This is a genomic window from Streptomyces sp. NPDC001914 (genome assembly GCF_042891215.1).
Taxonomy (GTDB): Bacteria; Actinomycetota; Actinomycetes; order Streptomycetales; family Streptomycetaceae; genus Streptomyces.
Genome location: NZ_JBIASW010000006.1, coordinates 171,649 through 187,545, shown reverse-complemented (window position 1 = coordinate 187,545; position 15,897 = coordinate 171,649). Strand labels below are relative to the sequence as shown.

The 15,897-nt window shown below is 71.4% G+C and carries 15 protein-coding genes; 2 read left to right on the top strand and 13 right to left on the bottom strand.

Features of this window, described 5'->3' with window-relative positions; genetic code table 11:
- Positions 1-25: 25 nt before the first annotated feature.
- The 12 genes from ACFYYF_RS19065 to ACFYYF_RS19010 all read right to left on the bottom strand — a co-directional run bounded on the left by ACFYYF_RS19065 (position 26) and on the right by ACFYYF_RS19010 (position 12,572).
- Positions 26-1,147 carry an aliphatic sulfonate ABC transporter substrate-binding protein gene (locus tag ACFYYF_RS19065; RefSeq protein WP_388777102.1) on the bottom strand — a complete coding sequence of 374 codons (1,122 nt, stop codon included), beginning with the start codon at positions 1,145-1,147 and terminating at the stop codon, positions 26-28.
- 231 nt (positions 1,148-1,378) lie between these two features.
- Complete coding sequence (locus ACFYYF_RS19060; protein ID WP_388777100.1) at positions 1,379-2,734, bottom strand: sulfate adenylyltransferase subunit 1; 1,356 nt, start codon at positions 2,732-2,734, stop codon at positions 1,379-1,381.
- A gap of 2 nt (positions 2,735-2,736) precedes the next feature.
- Positions 2,737-3,675 carry a sulfate adenylyltransferase subunit CysD gene (gene cysD, locus ACFYYF_RS19055; RefSeq protein ID WP_388777097.1) on the bottom strand — a complete coding sequence of 313 codons (939 nt, stop codon included), beginning with the start codon at positions 3,673-3,675 and terminating at the stop codon, positions 2,737-2,739.
- A complete protein-coding gene (cysC, locus tag ACFYYF_RS19050; RefSeq protein ID WP_388777095.1) occupies positions 3,672-4,268 on the bottom strand; it encodes an adenylyl-sulfate kinase in 597 nt (198 codons plus the stop codon). The genes cysD and cysC overlap by 4 nt, the downstream gene beginning before the upstream one ends.
- The gene (locus ACFYYF_RS19045; protein ID WP_365481982.1) at positions 4,268-4,975 is read right to left on the bottom strand and encodes a phosphoadenylyl-sulfate reductase; all 708 of its coding nucleotides are present in this window, start codon (positions 4,973-4,975) and stop codon (positions 4,268-4,270) included. Before ACFYYF_RS19045 ends, cysC begins: the two co-directional genes overlap by 1 nt.
- Positions 4,972-5,151 (bottom strand): hypothetical protein, encoded by a 180-nt coding sequence (locus tag ACFYYF_RS19040; RefSeq protein WP_261704338.1) that lies wholly within the window; start codon positions 5,149-5,151, stop codon positions 4,972-4,974. The genes ACFYYF_RS19045 and ACFYYF_RS19040 overlap by 4 nt, the downstream gene beginning before the upstream one ends.
- Complete coding sequence (locus tag ACFYYF_RS19035) at positions 5,148-6,842, bottom strand: nitrite/sulfite reductase (protein ID WP_388777091.1); 1,695 nt, start codon at positions 6,840-6,842, stop codon at positions 5,148-5,150. The genes ACFYYF_RS19040 and ACFYYF_RS19035 overlap by 4 nt, the downstream gene beginning before the upstream one ends.
- A 135-nt stretch (positions 6,843-6,977) precedes the next feature.
- On the bottom strand, positions 6,978-7,061 hold the full coding sequence (locus ACFYYF_RS19030; RefSeq protein WP_309486338.1) for a putative leader peptide: 84 nt from the start codon (positions 7,059-7,061) through the stop codon (positions 6,978-6,980).
- Positions 7,062-7,224: 163 nt separating this feature from the next.
- On the bottom strand, positions 7,225-7,797 hold the full coding sequence (locus ACFYYF_RS19025) for a GNAT family N-acetyltransferase (protein ID WP_388777088.1): 573 nt from the start codon (positions 7,795-7,797) through the stop codon (positions 7,225-7,227).
- Positions 7,798-7,875: 78 nt separating this feature from the next.
- The gene (locus tag ACFYYF_RS19020; RefSeq protein WP_388777085.1) at positions 7,876-9,222 is read right to left on the bottom strand and encodes a hypothetical protein; all 1,347 of its coding nucleotides are present in this window, start codon (positions 9,220-9,222) and stop codon (positions 7,876-7,878) included.
- A 160-nt stretch (positions 9,223-9,382) separates the two neighbouring features.
- A complete protein-coding gene (locus tag ACFYYF_RS19015) occupies positions 9,383-10,678 on the bottom strand; it encodes a GAF domain-containing protein (RefSeq protein WP_388777083.1) in 1,296 nt (431 codons plus the stop codon).
- 259 nt (positions 10,679-10,937) lie between these two features.
- A complete protein-coding gene (locus ACFYYF_RS19010; RefSeq protein WP_388777081.1) occupies positions 10,938-12,572 on the bottom strand; it encodes an acyl-CoA dehydrogenase family protein in 1,635 nt (544 codons plus the stop codon).
- A gap of 17 nt (positions 12,573-12,589) precedes the next feature.
- On the opposite strand from ACFYYF_RS19010, the gene ACFYYF_RS19005 reads away from it, so the two are divergent.
- On the top strand, positions 12,590-13,759 hold the full coding sequence (locus ACFYYF_RS19005) for a YihY/virulence factor BrkB family protein (RefSeq protein WP_361682169.1): 1,170 nt from the start codon (positions 12,590-12,592) through the stop codon (positions 13,757-13,759).
- Positions 13,760-13,976: 217 nt separating this feature from the next.
- Here the strand turns inward: ACFYYF_RS19005 and ACFYYF_RS19000 are convergent, their stop codons facing one another.
- Positions 13,977-14,810 carry an NAD(P)H-binding protein gene (locus ACFYYF_RS19000; RefSeq protein ID WP_388777078.1) on the bottom strand — a complete coding sequence of 278 codons (834 nt, stop codon included), beginning with the start codon at positions 14,808-14,810 and terminating at the stop codon, positions 13,977-13,979.
- A gap of 113 nt (positions 14,811-14,923) precedes the next feature.
- Here ACFYYF_RS19000 and ACFYYF_RS18995 point away from each other — a divergent pair, with 113 nt between their 5' ends.
- Positions 14,924-15,895 (top strand): AraC family transcriptional regulator, encoded by a 972-nt coding sequence (locus ACFYYF_RS18995; RefSeq protein WP_388777075.1) that lies wholly within the window; start codon positions 14,924-14,926, stop codon positions 15,893-15,895.
- The last annotated feature ends 2 nt before the right edge of the window (positions 15,896-15,897 follow it).

Genomic DNA, 15,897 nt, shown 5'->3' with positions numbered 1-15,897 from the left:
CCTGGGAACTCATCGGGATCCGGACTTACTTGACGCCGAGACCGGCGTCGTCGACCTTGCTCTCGCCCGCCGCGGCGAGGACCTTGTTCAGGAGCGTCAGGTCATAGATGCCGGACAGGTTCGGCTTCTCCAGGAGACCTGCCTTGACCGCGTGGTCCGCCTCGGTGTTCAGCGTGGAGGCCAGCGGGTCGTTGGTGATCTGGATGGACTTCCAGGCCGGGTCGAGGACGTCGGCCGGCAGCGCCTTGCCCGAGTCGGCCTCGAGCTGCTTGTTCGCGGCGGCCTTGGCGTCGTCCGGGTTGGCGTTGATCCACTTGTTGGTCTCGACGGAGCCCTTCAGGACCGCCTCGACGACCTTCGGGTGCTCCTTGAGGAACTTCTGCGACACGATGATGTTCGTGATCACGAACTTCTTGTCCGGCCACAGGTCCGACTCGTCGAGCAGCACCTTGCCGCCCTCGGCGACCAGCTTTGACGCGGTCGGCTCCGGCACCCAGGCGCCGTCGATGGAACCGGACTTGTAGGCGTCCGGGGTGATCTTGTTGTCGGTGCGGACGACCGACACGTCACCCTTGCCGCTCTGGGCGTCGACCTTCCAGCCCTGCTCCGCGGCCCAGTTGAGGAACGCGACGTCCTGCGTGTTGCCGAGCTGAGGCGTCGCGATCTTCTTGCCCTTGACGTCCTTCAGGGACTTGATCTTCTTGGGGTTCACCACGAGCTTGACGCCGCCCGAGGCCGAACCGCCGATGATCCTGAGGCTCTTGCCCTCGGACTTGGTGAAGCCGTTGATGGACGGCGACGGGCCGATCCAGCCGATGTCGATGGAGCCCGAGTTGAGCGCCTCGATCTCGGAGGGGCCGGCGTTGAAGATCTGGTACTTCGCCTGGGTGGCGCCGAGCTCCTTCTGGAAGATGCCCTTCTGGTTGCCGACCAGCGCGGTGGCGTGCGTCAGGTTGCCGAAGTAGCCGATCTTCACGGAGTCGAGTCCGTCGATCTTCTTCGAGCCGGCGGCGACCTTGGCCGCGGCGTTGTCGTCCTTCGCGTCGGAGCCGTAGCTGCACGCGGCGAGGGCGAGGAGGGGCAGAGCGGTGACGAGGGCTATACCGCGGCCGAGCAGCTTGGTGCGCGTGGAGCGGATGGCAGACACGGGAGGTGTTCCTCTCGGTGGCCCGGCGGTCACGCCTTCTCAGGTCGTGGCCGGGAGGTCGGCAGGTCTTCGTCGTAACCGGGACGTCCGGTGGGGGGACGGGGCGCGCAGGCAGTGCGCGTACGTCATCGCGCACATCGCGCCACCCCGCCCTGCCCGCTGCCGAGGGCGCCGCTGCCGACGCGGCCGCCCTCCTTCGCGAACGTGGAGTAGATGTCGATGGGGTTCATGTCAGAAGTCCCAGCCGTCGTCGTCGGACTCGTCCTTGACCGGCTGCGGCGCGGCGAAGGACTCGCCGACCATGCCCGCGGTCAGGGTGGTCCCGTCGGCGGGGTCGATCAGGATGAAGGCGCCGGTGCGGCGGGAGTCGGCGTAGGAGTCGACCGGGAGCGGTTCGGCGGTGCGGATCTTCACGCGGCCGATGTCGTTGGCGACCAGCTGCCCGGGATGCGGGTGCAGCGAGAGGTCGTCCAGGGTGAGACGGGAGGGGATGTCCTTGACGATCGCCTTGACCGTGCGGGTGGTGTGCTTGAGCAGGACCCGGTGGCCGACGGTGAGCGGTTCGTCGGCGACGTGGCAGACGGTCGCCTCGACGTCCTGGGTGGTCGGGGGCGCGTCCTTGCTCGGCACGAGCAGGTCTCCGCGGGAGACGTCGATGTCGTCGGCCAGCAGGACGGTCACCGACTGGGTCGTCCATGCCGCGTCGACCGGCTTGCCGAGCAGGTCGATGCCGGAGATCGTCGTCGTCCGTCCGGACGGCAGGACGGTGACGCTCTCGCCGACGCGGAAGGTTCCGGCGGCGATCTGGCCCGCGTAGCCCCGGTAGTCGGGGTGCTCGGCGGTCTGCGGCCGGATCACGTACTGCACGGGCAGCCGCGCGTGGCAGTGCGCCAGGTCGTGGCTGACCGGGACCGTCTCCAGGTGTTCGAGGACGGTGGGGCCGCCGTACCAGTCCATGTGCGCGGAGGGCTCGACGACGTTGTCGCCGGCCAGCGCGGAGATCGGGATCGCGGTGATCTCGGGGACGCCCAGCTCCGTCGCGTACGCCGTGAACTCCTCGGCGATGGCCGCGAAGACGGCCTCCTCGTAGCCGACGAGGTCCATCTTGTTCACGGCGAGCACCACGTGCGGCACGCGCAGCAGGGCCGCGACGGCGGCGTGCCGGCGGGTCTGCTCGATGACGCCGTTGCGGGCGTCGACGAGCACGACGGCGAGGTCGGCGGTGGAGGCGCCGGTGACCATGTTGCGGGTGTACTGCACGTGGCCGGGGGTGTCGGCGAGGATGAACCGGCGCCGGGCGGTGGCGAAGTAGCGGTAGGCGACGTCGATGGTGATGCCCTGCTCGCGTTCGGCGCGCAGGCCGTCGGTGAGCAGCGCGAGGTCGGGGGTGTCCTGGCCGCGGTTGCGGGAGGCGTGCTCGACGGCCTCCAGCTGGTCGGTCAGGATCGACTTCGAGTCGTGCAGCAGCCGTCCGACGAGGGTGGACTTGCCGTCGTCGACGGAGCCCGCGGTCGCGAAGCGCAGCAGGGTGGTCGCCGAGAGCTGTCCGACCGACAGGGGCTCGGTGGGTTCGGTGGTGCTGGTCATGTCTAGAAGTACCCCTCGCGCTTGCGGTCTTCCATCGCGGCCTCGGACAGCTTGTCGTCGGCGCGGGTCGCGCCCCGCTCGGTGAGCCGGGAGGCGGCGATCTCGTTGATGACGGCGCCCAGGGTGGTCGCGTCGGAGTCGACGGCGCCGGTGCAGGACATGTCACCCACGGTCCGGTAGCGGACGAGCCGCTTCTCCACCGTCTCGCCGTCCTTCGGGCCGCCCCACTCGCCCGCGGTCAGCCACATGTTGGACCGCTGGAAGACCTCGCGTTCGTGGGCGAAGTAGATCTCGGGCAGGTCGATGCCCTCGCGGGCGATGTACTGCCAGACGTCCAGCTCGGTCCAGTTGGAGAGCGGGAAGACGCGGACGTGCTCGCCGGGCGCGTGACGGCCGTTGTACAGGTTCCACAGCTCGGGGCGCTGGCGGCGCGGGTCCCACTGGGAGAACTCGTCGCGCAGCGAGAACACCCGCTCCTTGGCGCGGGCCTTCTCCTCGTCGCGCCGCCCGCCGCCGAAGACGGCGTCGAAGCGCTCGGACTGGATCTTCTCGGTCAGCGGCAGGGTCTGCAGCGGGTTGCGGACGCCGTCGGGGCGCTCGCGCAGCACACCGCGGTCGATGTAGTCCTGCACCGAGGCCACGTGCAGCCGCAGGCCGTGCTCGGCGACCGTGCGGTCGCGGTAGTCGAGGACCTCGGGGAAGTTGTGGCCGGTGTCGACGTGCAGCAGTGAGAAGGGGATCGCCGCGGGGGCGAACGCCTTCAGCGCCAGGTGCAGCATGACGATGGAGTCCTTGCCGCCGGAGAAGAGGATCACCGGCCGCTCGAACTCGCCCGCCACCTCACGGAAGATGTGGACGGCCTCCGACTCCAGCGCGTCCAGGTGCGACAGCGCGTACGGGCTGCTCCCGGTCTCCTCGGAGACACTGGCGACGGTCGTCATGCGAGACCCTTCTCGGTGAGCAGCGCATGCAGCGCGGCGGCGGACTCCTGCACGGTCTGGGTGTGCGACTCGATGCGCAGGTCGGGCGACTCGGGCGCCTCGTACGGGTCGTCGACCCCGGTGAGCCCCGTCAGCTCCCCCGCGGCCTGCTTGGCGTACAGACCCTTCACGTCGCGTACGGAGCACACCTCGACCGGGGTCGCCACGTGCACCTCCAGGTACGTCGTCCCGTTCTCCTGGTGACGTCCCCGCACCGCGTCACGGCTGTCGGCGTAGGGCGCGATGACCGGGACGAGCGCCGTGACGCCGTTGCGGGCGAGCAGTTCGGCCAGGAAGCCGATCCGCTGCACGTTGGTGTGCCGGTCCTCGCGGCTGAAGCCGAGGCCCGCCGAGATGAACTCGCGGATCTCGTCGCCGTCGAGCACCTCGACGCGGCGGCCCTCCTCGCGCAGCCGGCCGGCCAGCTCGTAGGCGATGGTGGTCTTGCCGGCACTCGGCAGACCCGTGAGCCAGACGGTGGCTCCGCTCGTCACTTCCCGCTCCTGAGAAATCGTGGGACCCGCGTCGGGCGCGGTGTTCGTCGTGGTCGTCATCAGTGCAGTCCGCACTCGGTCTTCGCGCTGCCCGCCCAGCGGCCGGCGCGCGCGTCCTCGCCCTCCAGCACCCGGCGGGTGCAGGGGGCGCAGCCGACGGAGGGGTAGCCGTCCATCAGCAACGGGTTGGTCAGCACGCCGTGTTCGGCGACGTACGCGTCCACGTCGTCCTGCGTCCAGCGGGCGATCGGCGAGACCTTCACCTTGCGGCGCTTCTCGTCCCAGCCCACGACCGGGGTGTTCGCCCTGGTCGGGGACTCGTCGCGGCGCAGCCCGGTCGCCCAGGCGTCGTACCCGGCCAGACCCTCCTCCAGCGGCCGGACCTTGCGCAGCGCGCAGCACAGATCCGGGTCCCGGTCGTGCAGCCTCGGTCCGTACTCGGCGTCCTGCTCGGCGACGCTCTGACGCGGGGTCAGCGTGAGGACACGCACGTCCATCACCGCCTCGACCGCGTCCCGCGTGCCGATCGTCTCCGGGAAGTGATAGCCGGTGTCGAGGAACACCACGTCCACACCCGGCCGGACCCGCGACGCCAGATGAGCGACCACCGCGTCCTCCATCGAGGACGTCACGCAGAACCGCGCACCGAAGGTGTCCACGGCCCAGCGCAGGATCTCCAGGGCGGACGCGTCCTCCAGGTCGTGGCCCGCCCGCTCGGCCAGCTTCCTCAAGTCCTCGTCCGTGCGCTCTTCCTGAACGGCCGTCATATCTCCGCCCCTCCACGCTCTTCCCGCTGGACGCCCCGGGACAGCAGTCCCAGGAACTTCAGCTGGAAGGCTCGGTTGCACGCCGCGCACTCCCACGCGCCGTGGCCCTCTTCGCTGGGTCGCAGGTCTTCGTCTCCGCAGTAGGGGCAGTAGAACGGCGCGGCACGCTCGCTCATGACAGCGCCTCCTCGGAGGCACGCGCGGCCCAGGTGGCGAAGCGCTCGCCGTCCTCGCGCTCCGCCTGGAAACGCTTGAGGACACGCTCGATGTAGTCGGGCAGTTCGTCCGAGGTGACCTTCAGGCCGCGGACCTTGCGGCCGAACCCGGCCTCCAGGCCGAGCGCGCCGCCCAGGTGCACCTGGTACCCCTCGACCTGCTCACCGTTCCCGTCCAGGACCAGCTGGCCCTTGAGACCGATGTCCGCGACCTGGATGCGGGCGCAGGCGTTGGGGCAGCCGTTGATGTTGATGGTGATGGGTTCCTCGAACTCGGGGATGCGGCGCTCGAGTTCGTCGATCAGGGAGGCGCCGCGCGCCTTGGTCTCGACGATCGCGAGCTTGCAGAACTCGATGCCGGTGCAGGCCATCGTGCCGCGCCGGAACGGCGAGGGCTTCACCGTCAGGTCGAGCGCCTCCAGGCCCTCGACGAGCGAGTCGATGCGCGTCTCGTCCACGTCGAGCACGATCATCTTCTGCTCGACGGTGGTGCGCAGCCGGCCCGAGCCGTGCGCCTCGGCGAGTTCGGCGATCTTCGTCAGGGTGGCGCCGTCGATGCGGCCGACGCGCGGGGCGAAGCCGACGTAGTAGAGGCCGTCCTGCTGCCGGTGCACGCCGACGTGGTCGCGCCAGCGGGCGACGGGCTGGTCGGGGGCCGGGCCGTCGACCAGCTTGCGCTTCAGGTACTCGTCCTCAAGGACCTGGCGGAACTTCTCCACGCCCCAGTCGGCGACCAGGAACTTCAGGCGGGCGCGGTTGCGCAGCCGCCGGTAGCCGTAGTCACGGAAGATCGAGATGACACCCTCGTAGACGTCCGCGACCTCGTCGAGCGGGACCCAGGCGTCGAGGCGCTGGCCGATCTTCGGGTTGGTGGACAGACCGCCGCCGACCCAGAGGTCGAAGCCGGGCCCGTGCTCGGGGTGGTTCACGCCGACGAAGGCGATGTCGTTGATCTCGTGCGCCACGTCCAGCAGCGGCGAGCCGGAGATCGCCGACTTGAACTTGCGGGGCAGGTTCGAGAAGTCCTTGTTGCCGATGATCCGGCGGTGGATCTCCTCGATGGCCGGGGTGCCGTCGATGATCTCGTCCTCGGCGATCCCGGCGACGGGCGAGCCGAGGATGACGCGGGGGGTGTCACCGCAGGCCTCGGTCGTGGACAGGCCGACGGCCTCCAGACGGTTCCAGATCTCCGGAACGTCCTCGATGCGGATCCAGTGGTACTGGACGTTCTGACGGTCGGTGAGGTCGGCGGTGCCGCGCGCGAACTCCTGCGAGATCTCGCCGATCACACGGAGCTGGTCGGTGGTCAGCCGGCCACCGTCGATCCGCACCCGCAGCATGAAGAACTCGTCGTCCAGCTCCTCCGGCTCCAGGATCGCGGTCTTGCCGCCGTCGATCCCGGGCTTGCGCTGGGTGTAGAGACCCCACCAGCGCATCCGGCCGCGCAGGTCGTTGGGGTCGATGGAGTCGAAGCCGCGCTTCGAGTAGATCGTCTCAATGCGTGTCCGCACATTGAGACCGTCGTCGTCCTTCTTGAACTGCTCGTTGCCGTTGAGCGGGGTGAAGTGGCCTACGGCCCACTGGCCCTCACCGCGGTGACGGCTCACCTTGCGGCGGGGCGCGACGGCGGGATCCTGCGGGGTGGCGGCCATGGCTGTTACGTCCTTCGAGACTGCGGGGCAGGGCTGACTGCGGCTGTGACCTGCGCATACGGGTGCATACGGAAGAATGGGCGCAGCACTGCGCGAGGGTCGCAAAAAGAGGGGGACTCGGCGCTGCTGGGCTGATCAGCTCGCCGGACAGATGGCGCTGGACATGCGGCCGAGGTCGACGTGCCGCCGACTCACCAAGGCAATTCCAGTTCCAGACATGACGGAAGCGTGTCACGGGGATCTCGGGGCAGTCCACCGTCATCCATTATGTGGACACCCTTGTCCCGAAGATTGAGACAAGGGTGGTGTCGATCACATGAGCGGCGCTCCCGGGGTGCCGCGTGGAGGGGCCGGAGCCGTGGTCACCACGGCACAAAGCGGGTCAGACGGTGTACGCGCCCGGCCACGGACCCGGGGTGAGGGCCTCAGCCTCCTGCTCGACCTTGGTGTCGAAGAGCCGGAAGCCGCGGCGCAGATAGTTGTCCATCGCGTGCTCGCCGTCCTTGCTGCACGTGTGCAGCCAGACGCGCTTCGTCTCGGCCCGCCCCGGCCAGCGGCCGGCCAGGTCCCAGGCGCGCGCGGTCCCGTACGAGAGGAGATGGCCCCCGATCCGGCGGCCGCGGAACGCGGGGACGAGCCCGAAGTAGACGATCTCCACGACACCGTCGTCCTGGGCCTCCAGCTCGACGTAGCCCGCGGGGGTCCCCCGGTCGTAGGCGACCCAGGTCTCGGTGCCCGGCCGGTCGAGGACCTCCCGCCACCGCGCGTACGTCCACGCGAGACGGTCCGTCCACAGGATGTCCCCGCCCACCGAGGCGTACAGGAAGCGGCTGAACTCGGGCGAGGGGACCTCGGCGCGGACGATCCGCAGATCCCCGTCCGGCGCGCTCGCGGGGAGCAGGTCGGCCGGGGCCGTCTGCTCCAGGGACCAGGTGGTCACACTGATGTCGCTCATGACCGCCAGGGAATCACGGAGGCCGCCGCCTCTCCAAAGGCGTCCACGAACCGGCCCGCCGGTCGGGCGAGCCGTCCACTAGTCGAGCGAGCCGTCCACCGACGACAGCGGCATCGCGTAGAGCACCCGTCGGTCCACCGTGTCGGACAGGCTCCACAGTTCGCCGGTGCGCTGCCAGTAGGAGAGCGACCCGGTGCCGAGGCCCCAGCAGGCGTGCGACTGGTCCGCGGTGCACGTGGCCGCCTCTGCGCCCCGTCCGCTCTGGCGCCACAGGGACGCGTGCCCGGCGCGGCCGTCGGAGGGCCGTCCGACGTACCACTCGGTCTCGTGGGCGCCACGGGCTCGGTGCGAGAGGGCGCCGGAGATCCCGGAGCCCTTGGTCGTCCAGGCCTCGGCCGCCTTCACGTGGCCCTGGGTGTCCGCGAGCAGTCCGGTGCGGTAGGCGGCGGTGCTGAACGCGTACCGCCACAGACGGGTGCGCTCCGGGTGGTCGCCTGGGGCCTCCGTCGCGACGAGGCTGTCGGGAGCGGTCGTACGGTCCAGGGAGAGCGAGCCGATACAGGGGACGGCGTGGTCACGGCCGCGCGTGCACGAGCCGCCCTCCAGGTCGTACGAGCCGATGGCGGGAAGAACGTAGCGGTAGCCGGCGGCGGAGTAGCCGTGGCCCACCCGGCCCACCGCGCCGCTGTCCACGTCGGCGCGCAGCAGTCGGTGCAGGTCGAAGACGAGCAGGCCGTCGCCGTGGTCCGCGGTGACGATCAGCTTGTCCTGGTACCAGACCATCCCACCGAGGCCGGTGCGCAGCGCCGTGAAGTCCTTACCGCCGGCCCGCGGGGCGACGAGCAGGACCCAGCGGTAGCGCAGGGCGTCCGGGTCCGTCGCGTCGACGACGGCGATCCGGGCCAGCCCCTCGTCCCTGTCCGGCGCGGCCGCCCTTCCGTCGCGGTGGGTCCAGCCGGCCAGGATCACCTGGCGGGTGCCCCACGCGCCGTCGTCGTCGGCGTCACCGGAGGTGGTCACGGAACGCGGCCGCCACTGCGAGGTCCGTGCGTCGGCGTCGTCCCAGCAGTACGCGCGGGTGGCCGTCGGCTCCACGGGGAGCGCGGCCCGCTCGCCGGCCGTGCAGTCGGCGGTGTTGCGCATCGCGTGGTCGGCGTCGCGCAGGACTCCGTCGACGCCGACGTTGCCGCCCATGTTCCCGCTGAGCGTGTCGAGTGATTCCCGGGAGGTGAGGTTCTCGTGGAGGCGGAGCTGGGTGGCGGAGCCGGTGCGTAGTGCCGTGAGGCCGCCCGGGCTGTTGGCTCCGGTGGCCTGTGAGGTGCTGATCAGGGTGGCGGCCGCGGTGAGCGCGAGCGCGGTTCCGGCAAGGGTGGCGCGCAGCGCCTGTCCTCTTCTTCGACGACGGTGCCTGCCGCGCTGCTTCATGCGTCCTCCCGGATAGGCCAACTGCCTCCCCCGCCGAGGGCGTTGACGGAGAGACGCGTGGGGTGGCCCGTGGAGTGGATGCTACGGCAGTGACCCCCCGGCCAGGACAAAGACCGCCGAAGACGCCCACGAAATACGCCCGCTTCACCCTTTCCCGCCCTCATGAGGGCGCCGGACCGGCCGTCGCGCGTGCTCCGAGCACCGCGGGCGCGGTCGAGTGCGGCAGCAGGTCCCGGGGGTCGTCCGGCAGCAGGACCTCGACCTCCACCTCCTCGCGGAAGCGGTAGGGCCGGTGGTCGAGGAGCCCGATGAGCCGGCGGCGTACGCGGGACAGTTCGGCGCGGACCGTGACCGTGCGGGTGGGATCGCCGAAGAGGTCGACCGCGAGCTGGGCGGCGCTGCGTCCCTGCCGGCGCACGGCGAGGACGTAGAGGAGTTCCGCGTGGCGCGGGCTGAGGTCCTGGGCCCAACTGCCCGCCGTGCCCGAGACGGTGATGTGCGGGCGCCGGGGTTCGCCGAGGTCGAGGACCACCCGCCCGGCGCTCCCGAGGTCGCCCGCGCCGGTGACGCGCAGCAGCCAGCCGCCGGGCATGGGCTCGGCGGCGCAGGTGCCGAGGGAGGGCAGCCAGACGGGTCCGGCGCCGAAGGAGTCGGGCAGCGGGACCCGGTCCACCGGCGGCATGCCGGTGACGGCGGCGAGCCAGCCGTGGGAGTCCACCACGAGGGCGGGGCCGTCCAGTCGGCACAGCAGGGGCGCGGCCACCGCGCGCAGCCGCTCGATCGCCCTCAGATGCGCGGTGCGCAGTTCGCTTTCGGCCAGTCGGGACACCGTGTCGACCAGCGCGAGGGTGGCGGGGTGGAAGGTGCTGTCCGGGCCGCTCACGTCGATGATGCCGAGCAGCCGTCCGTCACGCGGGTCGTGGACGGGCGCGGCGGCGCACGTCCAGTCGTGCAGCGTGCGCACGAAGTGCTCGGCGGAGTGCACCTGGACCGGGGAGTCGGCCGACAGGGCGGTGCCGATGGCGTTGGTGCCGGTGGTGTCCTCGCTCCAGGCGGCGCCTTCCTCCAGGCAGATGGTGTCGGCCCGGCGCAGCACGCTCGTGTTCCCCTCGCGCCACAGCACCCGGCCCTCGGGATCGGTGACCACCATGATCTGGAGGGAGGCGTCGGCGACCGCCCCGAGGCCGCCGCGCAGGGTCGGCATCACATCGGCGAGCGCGGTGGATGTCCGTCGGTGTTCGAGTTCTTCGGGATGGAGCAGCACACTGTCCGTTCCCTGTTCGGGATTGACGCCGAAACGTTTCGCTCTTTGCCAGGACCGCCCGATCACCGGACGCGGTGCGAACGTGCCGCGCTCGCCCTTGACCGACGCCGCCCAGGCATCCTGGAGCTGCCCCGCCGACTCGGCCGCGTCGGACGGTGCGAAACGGGCTGGGTTGAACGATGTGGTCTTCACAGAACACTCCCGAAACCAGGACCTCGTACGGGCCGTGACACCGCCGTCACCCCACATCGTGCCTGCTCTCGGCCGGGTTCGCCGGACCTTCGCACAAGGTGCACGAAGGAATGCAACGGTCTGCAACTCTCGCCAACGGTCACGGGGTTCCTCGAAACTGACAGCGACGCCGCCCGTGCGGTGTCCGAGCTCCTGAACGGGGCGAGCGGCGGGGGTGGTGCCGTGTCGGCGCAGCACCACCCCCGCGTCAGCGCCTCCTTCAGACCACCGGCCGGGCCCGCTCCACCACCGTGGCCAGATCCAGACTGTGCGGCAGCGTCCCGAACCCCGCGCCCCAGTCACCGCCCAGCCGCGAGGCGCAGAACGCGTCGGCGACCTCCGGGGGCGCGTACCGGACGAGCAGCGAACCCTGGAGCACCAGCGCGACCCGCTCGACCAGCCGTCGGGCCCGGGCCTCGATGCCGTCGAGGTCGGCGAGCTCCGTCAGCAGGTCCTTGATGGCCCCGTCCAGCCGGTGATCGGCGCCGCGGGCCCGGCCCACCTCCCGCAGATACGCGTCGAAGGCACCCGGCTCCCGCTGGAGAGCGCGCAGGACGTCCAGTGCCTGCACATTGCCGGCGCCCTCCCAGATGGAGTTGAGAGGGGACTCCCGCAACAGGCGTGGCATGCCCGACTCCTCGACGTAGCCGTTGCCGCCCAGACACTCCAGTGCCTCCACCGCGACCGGCGTACACCGCTTGGTCACCCAGTACTTGGCGGCGGGCACCGCGAGCCGCAGGAACGCCCGCTCCTGCTCGCTCCCGTCGTCGTACGCCGCCGCCAGCCGCATCCCCAGGGTCGTCGCCGCCTCCGACTCCAGCGCCAGATCGGCGAGCACGTTGCGCATGAGCGGCTTGTCGACGAGCCGGCCGCCGAACGCCTCGCGGTGGGCGCAGTGGTGGATCGCCTGCGCGACCGCCTGCCGCATCAGCGCGGCCGAGCCGAGCACACAGTCCAGCCGGGTCGCCGCGACCATCTCGATGATGGTGCGCACCCCGCGCCCCTCCTCGCCCACCCGGCGCGCCCACGTCCCGTCGAACTCGACCTCGCCGGACGCGTTGGACCGGTTGCCGAGCTTGTCCTTGAGCCGCTGGATACGGAAGACGTTGCGGGTGCCGTCCTCCAGGACGCGCGGCACCAGGAAGCAGGTCAGCCCGCCGGGCGCCTGTGCCAGTACGAGGAAGCCGTCCGACATCGGCGCCGAACAGAACCACTTGTGCCCGGTCAGCGCGTACGTCCCGTCCTCGGCCAGCGGCCGTGCCCCGGTGGTGTTGGCGCGGACGTCGCTGCCGCCCTGCTTCTCCGTCATGCCCATACCGAAGAGCACGCCGGCCTTCCGCGACGCCGGGCGCAGTTCCTGGTCGTACACCGCGGACGTCAGCCGCGGCACCCACTCCGCGGCGAGCGCCGGGTCGGTGCGCAGCGCCGGCACCGCCGCGTGGGTCATCGACAGCGGACAGCCGTTGCCCGCCTCGGCCTGCGTCCAGACCACGAAGCCCGCCGCCCGCCTGACGTGCCCGCCGGGACGGGTCCAGGCCGACGTCAGTCCCGCCGACACTCCCTTGCCCAGGAGGCGGTGCCAGGACGGGTGGAAGTCGACCTCGTCGATCCGGTTGCCGTACCGGTCGTGGCTGCGCAGCTTCGGCGGGTTCTCGTTGGCCAGCGCGCCCCACTCCTGGACCTGGGCGGAACCCGTCGTCCGGCCGAGCGCCGACAGCTCCTCGCGCGCCTCCGGGAGGAGCTCCGGATCGAGGTGCCGGACGACCGCCTCGCCGAGGGCCCGGTCGGCGGCGAATACGTCATATCCCACCAGGGGCGGAGCCTGGTTGGTCACGGTGTGGGTGCTGGCTGCCATACCGCTACCGTAAGGACGTGCACCAGGCAAAAGAAACACCTGAACGGCCTCGCCCGGGCCGCTTCCACCGCGCTCGCGCGCTCTACCGGAACGTCTCCAAGCGCAGGACCGCCTGGCTGCTGCTCAAGGACACCGTCAACTCGTGCATGGAGTACCGGATCCTCGGACTGGCGGCCGAGGCCGCCTTCTTCACGCTGCTGTCCGTGCCCCCGCTGCTGCTCAGCATGATCGGGCTGCTCGGATACGTGGACGCGTGGACCGGCGCCGACACCATCGCCAGCCTGGAGTCCAACATCCTGGACGCCTCCCGCACGGTGCTGACCCAGAAGGGCGTGCACCAGATCGCCGAGCCGATCCTGCACGACGTGATGAAGGGCGGCCGGCCCGACATCATCTCCCTCGGATTCCTGTTCGCCCTGTGGTCGGGCTCGCGCGCGGTGAACGTCTTCGTCGACACCATCACGGTGATGTACGGACTCGACGGCACCCGGGGCATCGTGAAGACCCGGATGATGTCCTTCCTGCTGTTCATCGTGGCCCTGCTGATCGGCTCCGTGGCGCTCCCGCTGATGGTGGCGGGCCCGGACGCCGTGGTGAACGTCGTGCCGTGGTCGACGACCGTCGTCCAGATCCTGTACTGGCCGGTCGTCATCGTCCTGTCGGTCGCCTTCCTGACGACCCTCTACCACGTGTCCGTCCCGGTCCGCTCGCCCTGGGTCGAGGACGTGCCGGGCGCCCTGGTCGCCCTCGCGATGTGGGTCCTCGGCAGCTTCCTGCTGCGCATCTACCTGACCAACACCATCGAGGGTCCCACCATCTACGGCTCGCTGGCCGCCCCGGTGGCCGTCCTGCTGTGGATCGGCGTCGCCGCGTTCGCCGTCCTCGTCGGCGCGGCCGTCAACGCCGCCATCGACCGGGTCTGGCCGGCCGCGGCCACCGCCGCGGCCCGCGCCGCCAACGAGCGGCTGCGCGAGGCCCAGGCCGCCGAGTACGTCGCGCGCGTCGCGGCGCACCGCTCGTACGACGCCGATCCCGACGACCCCGACATGCCCTCCGAGTTCCCGGAACGCTGGTCGCGCTTCCTGCCTCCGGAGGACGTGACGTCCCGCCTGCGCACCCACGCCAAGAACACCCACCACACCCACCACGCGCCGAAGAACGGCGAGGAGCACTCGGCGGGGGAGTGAGCCCGCGGCCGCTTCCGACCGCGTGCGGGACGGGTCCGGACGCCATCCGGGCAGGTCCGAACCGTGTCCGAGCGGGTCCGAACTGTGTCCGGGCGGGTCCGAACTGTGTCCGGGTGGGTCCGAACTGTGTCCGGGTGGGTCCGGACGGCGTCCGGAGGGTCCGCAGGATGTCCGGGTGGGCCCGAACGTTTTCCCGGGCGGGCCCGGCGGCCCCTGGTCAGCCCTTCCACGCCCCCGCCGCCGCGGCCTCACGCGCGAAGTCCCTGAAGTCCCGCGGCGCACGGCCGAGGATGCTCCGGACGCCGTCCGAGAGATGGGCGTTGCGGCCGTCGAGAAGGCTGTCGAAGAGGTCGACGAGGAAGTCCGCCTCCTCGGCCGGCACGCCGAACCCGGTCAGCGTGTCGCCGTACTCCCGAGCCGTCACCGGCGTGTACGCCAGCGCCTCCCCGGTGGCCCGCGAGATCTCCGCGACCGCCTCCCGGAAGGTCAGCAGCCGGGGCCCGGTGATCGCGAGCTCTCGGCCGGAGTACCGCTCGCCCCCGGTCAGCACGGCCACCACGACGTCCGCGATGTCCCGGACGTCGATGAACGGCTCGCGCACCTCACCCGCCGGGAAGACCAGCTCCCCCTGACGCAGCCCCTCGACCAGCGGGCCCTCGCTGAAGTTCTGCGAGAACCACGACGCTCGTACGATCGTCCAGTCCGCACCGGACGACCGCAGCGCCTCCTCGGTCGGCCCGGCCGCGTCCTCGCCCCGCGACGACAGGAGCACCAGCCGCCGCGCGCCGAGCTCCACCGCCTCCCGGGCCAGCGCCCCGACCGACTTCGTGGCGGCCGGCGAGCCGACGTCCGTGGGATGCGCCAGATAGGCCGCGTCGGCGCCGCGCAGCGCCCCGGCCCACGTCGAGGCGTCCTCCCAGTCGAAGCCCGTGGCGCGCGAGGCGGCCCGGACCGTCAGGCCCGCCGCCCGCGCGGCCTGCGCGACCCGGCTCCCGGTCCGGCCCGTGGCCCCTGTCACCAGCACTGTCATGTCCCGCGTGTTCTCTGCCATGCGTCCCAGTCAACTGCCGCCCCCGGCGCGGAACCATCGGCGATCGGCTCATTCCCATAAGCGGTCGTCCACAGGCGCCCACGGCCGTCGGGGCCGCCGTCTACGCTGACGGCATGGACGCTCCGCCACGCTCGGACACGCTCATGCTGGGAGACCCGCTCGCAAGCCTGCTGGAGGGTCCGCGCGCGCGGGGCGCCTTCATGATCCGCGCGTGCTTCGACCCGCCCTGGTGCGTACGCGTCGAGGACGGCGCACCCCTGTCGGTCATGCTGGTCGTCCGGGGCGACGCCTGGGTCGTTCCGGACACGGGCGAACGGCTGCGGCTGCGGGCCGGTGACCTCGCCATCGCCCGCGGCCCCGACCCGTACCGCTGCGCCGACGACCCCGGCACCCCGCCCCAGGCCGTGATCCTTCCGGGCGGCGCGTGCTCCTACCCGGACGGGCGCTCGCTGCAGGGCCACTGGGACCTCGGCGTCCGCAGCTGGGGCGACCGGCTCGACGGCTCCACGGTGCTGCTGATCGGGACGTACATGATGCGGGGCGAGGTCAACCGCCGGCTGCTCGACGCCCTGCCGCCGCTGCTCGCGCTCCCCTCCGACGTGTGGGAGTGCCCGCTGACCCCGATCCTCGCCGCGGAGATGGTGCGCGACGAGCCCGGCCAGGAGGTCGTCCTGGACCGGCTCCTCGACCTGCTGACGATCACCGCCCTGCGGGCCTGGTTCTCCCGCCCCGAGGCCGCCGCGCCCGCCTGGTACCAGGCTCTCGCGGACCCGGTCGTGGGCCGCGCGCTGCGGCTCCTCCAGGACGACCCCGCCCGCCCCTGGACGGTCGCCGCCCTCGCCGCCGAGACCGGCGTCTCGCGGGCGGCGCTGGCCCGGCGCTTCGGGGAACTCGTGGGGGAACCCCCGATGACGTACCTGACCGGCTGGCGTCTCGCCTCGGCCGCCGACCGGCTCCGCGAGAGCGACGACACTCTGGAGACGATCGCCCGCCACGTCGGCTACGGCAGCGCCTTCGCGCTCTCCAGCGCCTTCAAGCGGGTCTACGGCGTCAGTCCGCAGGAGCACCGGGCCCGCCCGGCGTAGCG

Excerpts from the sequence above, each read along its gene's own strand:
- ACFYYF_RS19060 (WP_388777100.1), bottom strand. The coding sequence starts at position 2,734 with ATGACCAGCACCACCGAACCCACCGAGCCCCTGTCGGTCGGACAGCTC.
- cysD (WP_388777097.1), bottom strand. The coding sequence starts at position 3,675 with ATGACGACCGTCGCCAGTGTCTCCGAGGAGACCGGGAGCAGCCCGTAC.
- cysC (WP_388777095.1), bottom strand. The coding sequence starts at position 4,268 with ATGACGACCACGACGAACACCGCGCCCGACGCGGGTCCCACGATTTCT.
- ACFYYF_RS19045 (WP_365481982.1), bottom strand. The coding sequence starts at position 4,975 with ATGACGGCCGTTCAGGAAGAGCGCACGGACGAGGACTTGAGGAAGCTG.
- ACFYYF_RS19040 (WP_261704338.1), bottom strand. The coding sequence starts at position 5,151 with ATGAGCGAGCGTGCCGCGCCGTTCTACTGCCCCTACTGCGGAGACGAA.
- ACFYYF_RS19035 (WP_388777091.1), bottom strand. The coding sequence starts at position 6,842 with ATGGCCGCCACCCCGCAGGATCCCGCCGTCGCGCCCCGCCGCAAGGTG.
- ACFYYF_RS19030 (WP_309486338.1), bottom strand. The coding sequence starts at position 7,061 with ATGTCTGGAACTGGAATTGCCTTGGTGAGTCGGCGGCACGTCGACCTC.
- ACFYYF_RS19025 (WP_388777088.1), bottom strand. The coding sequence starts at position 7,797 with ATGAGCGACATCAGTGTGACCACCTGGTCCCTGGAGCAGACGGCCCCG.
- ACFYYF_RS19020 (WP_388777085.1), bottom strand. The coding sequence starts at position 9,222 with ATGAAGCAGCGCGGCAGGCACCGTCGTCGAAGAAGAGGACAGGCGCTG.
- ACFYYF_RS19010 (WP_388777081.1), bottom strand. The coding sequence starts at position 12,572 with ATGGCAGCCAGCACCCACACCGTGACCAACCAGGCTCCGCCCCTGGTG.
- ACFYYF_RS19000 (WP_388777078.1), bottom strand. The coding sequence starts at position 14,810 with ATGGCAGAGAACACGCGGGACATGACAGTGCTGGTGACAGGGGCCACG.
- ACFYYF_RS18995 (WP_388777075.1), top strand. The coding sequence starts at position 14,924 with ATGGACGCTCCGCCACGCTCGGACACGCTCATGCTGGGAGACCCGCTC.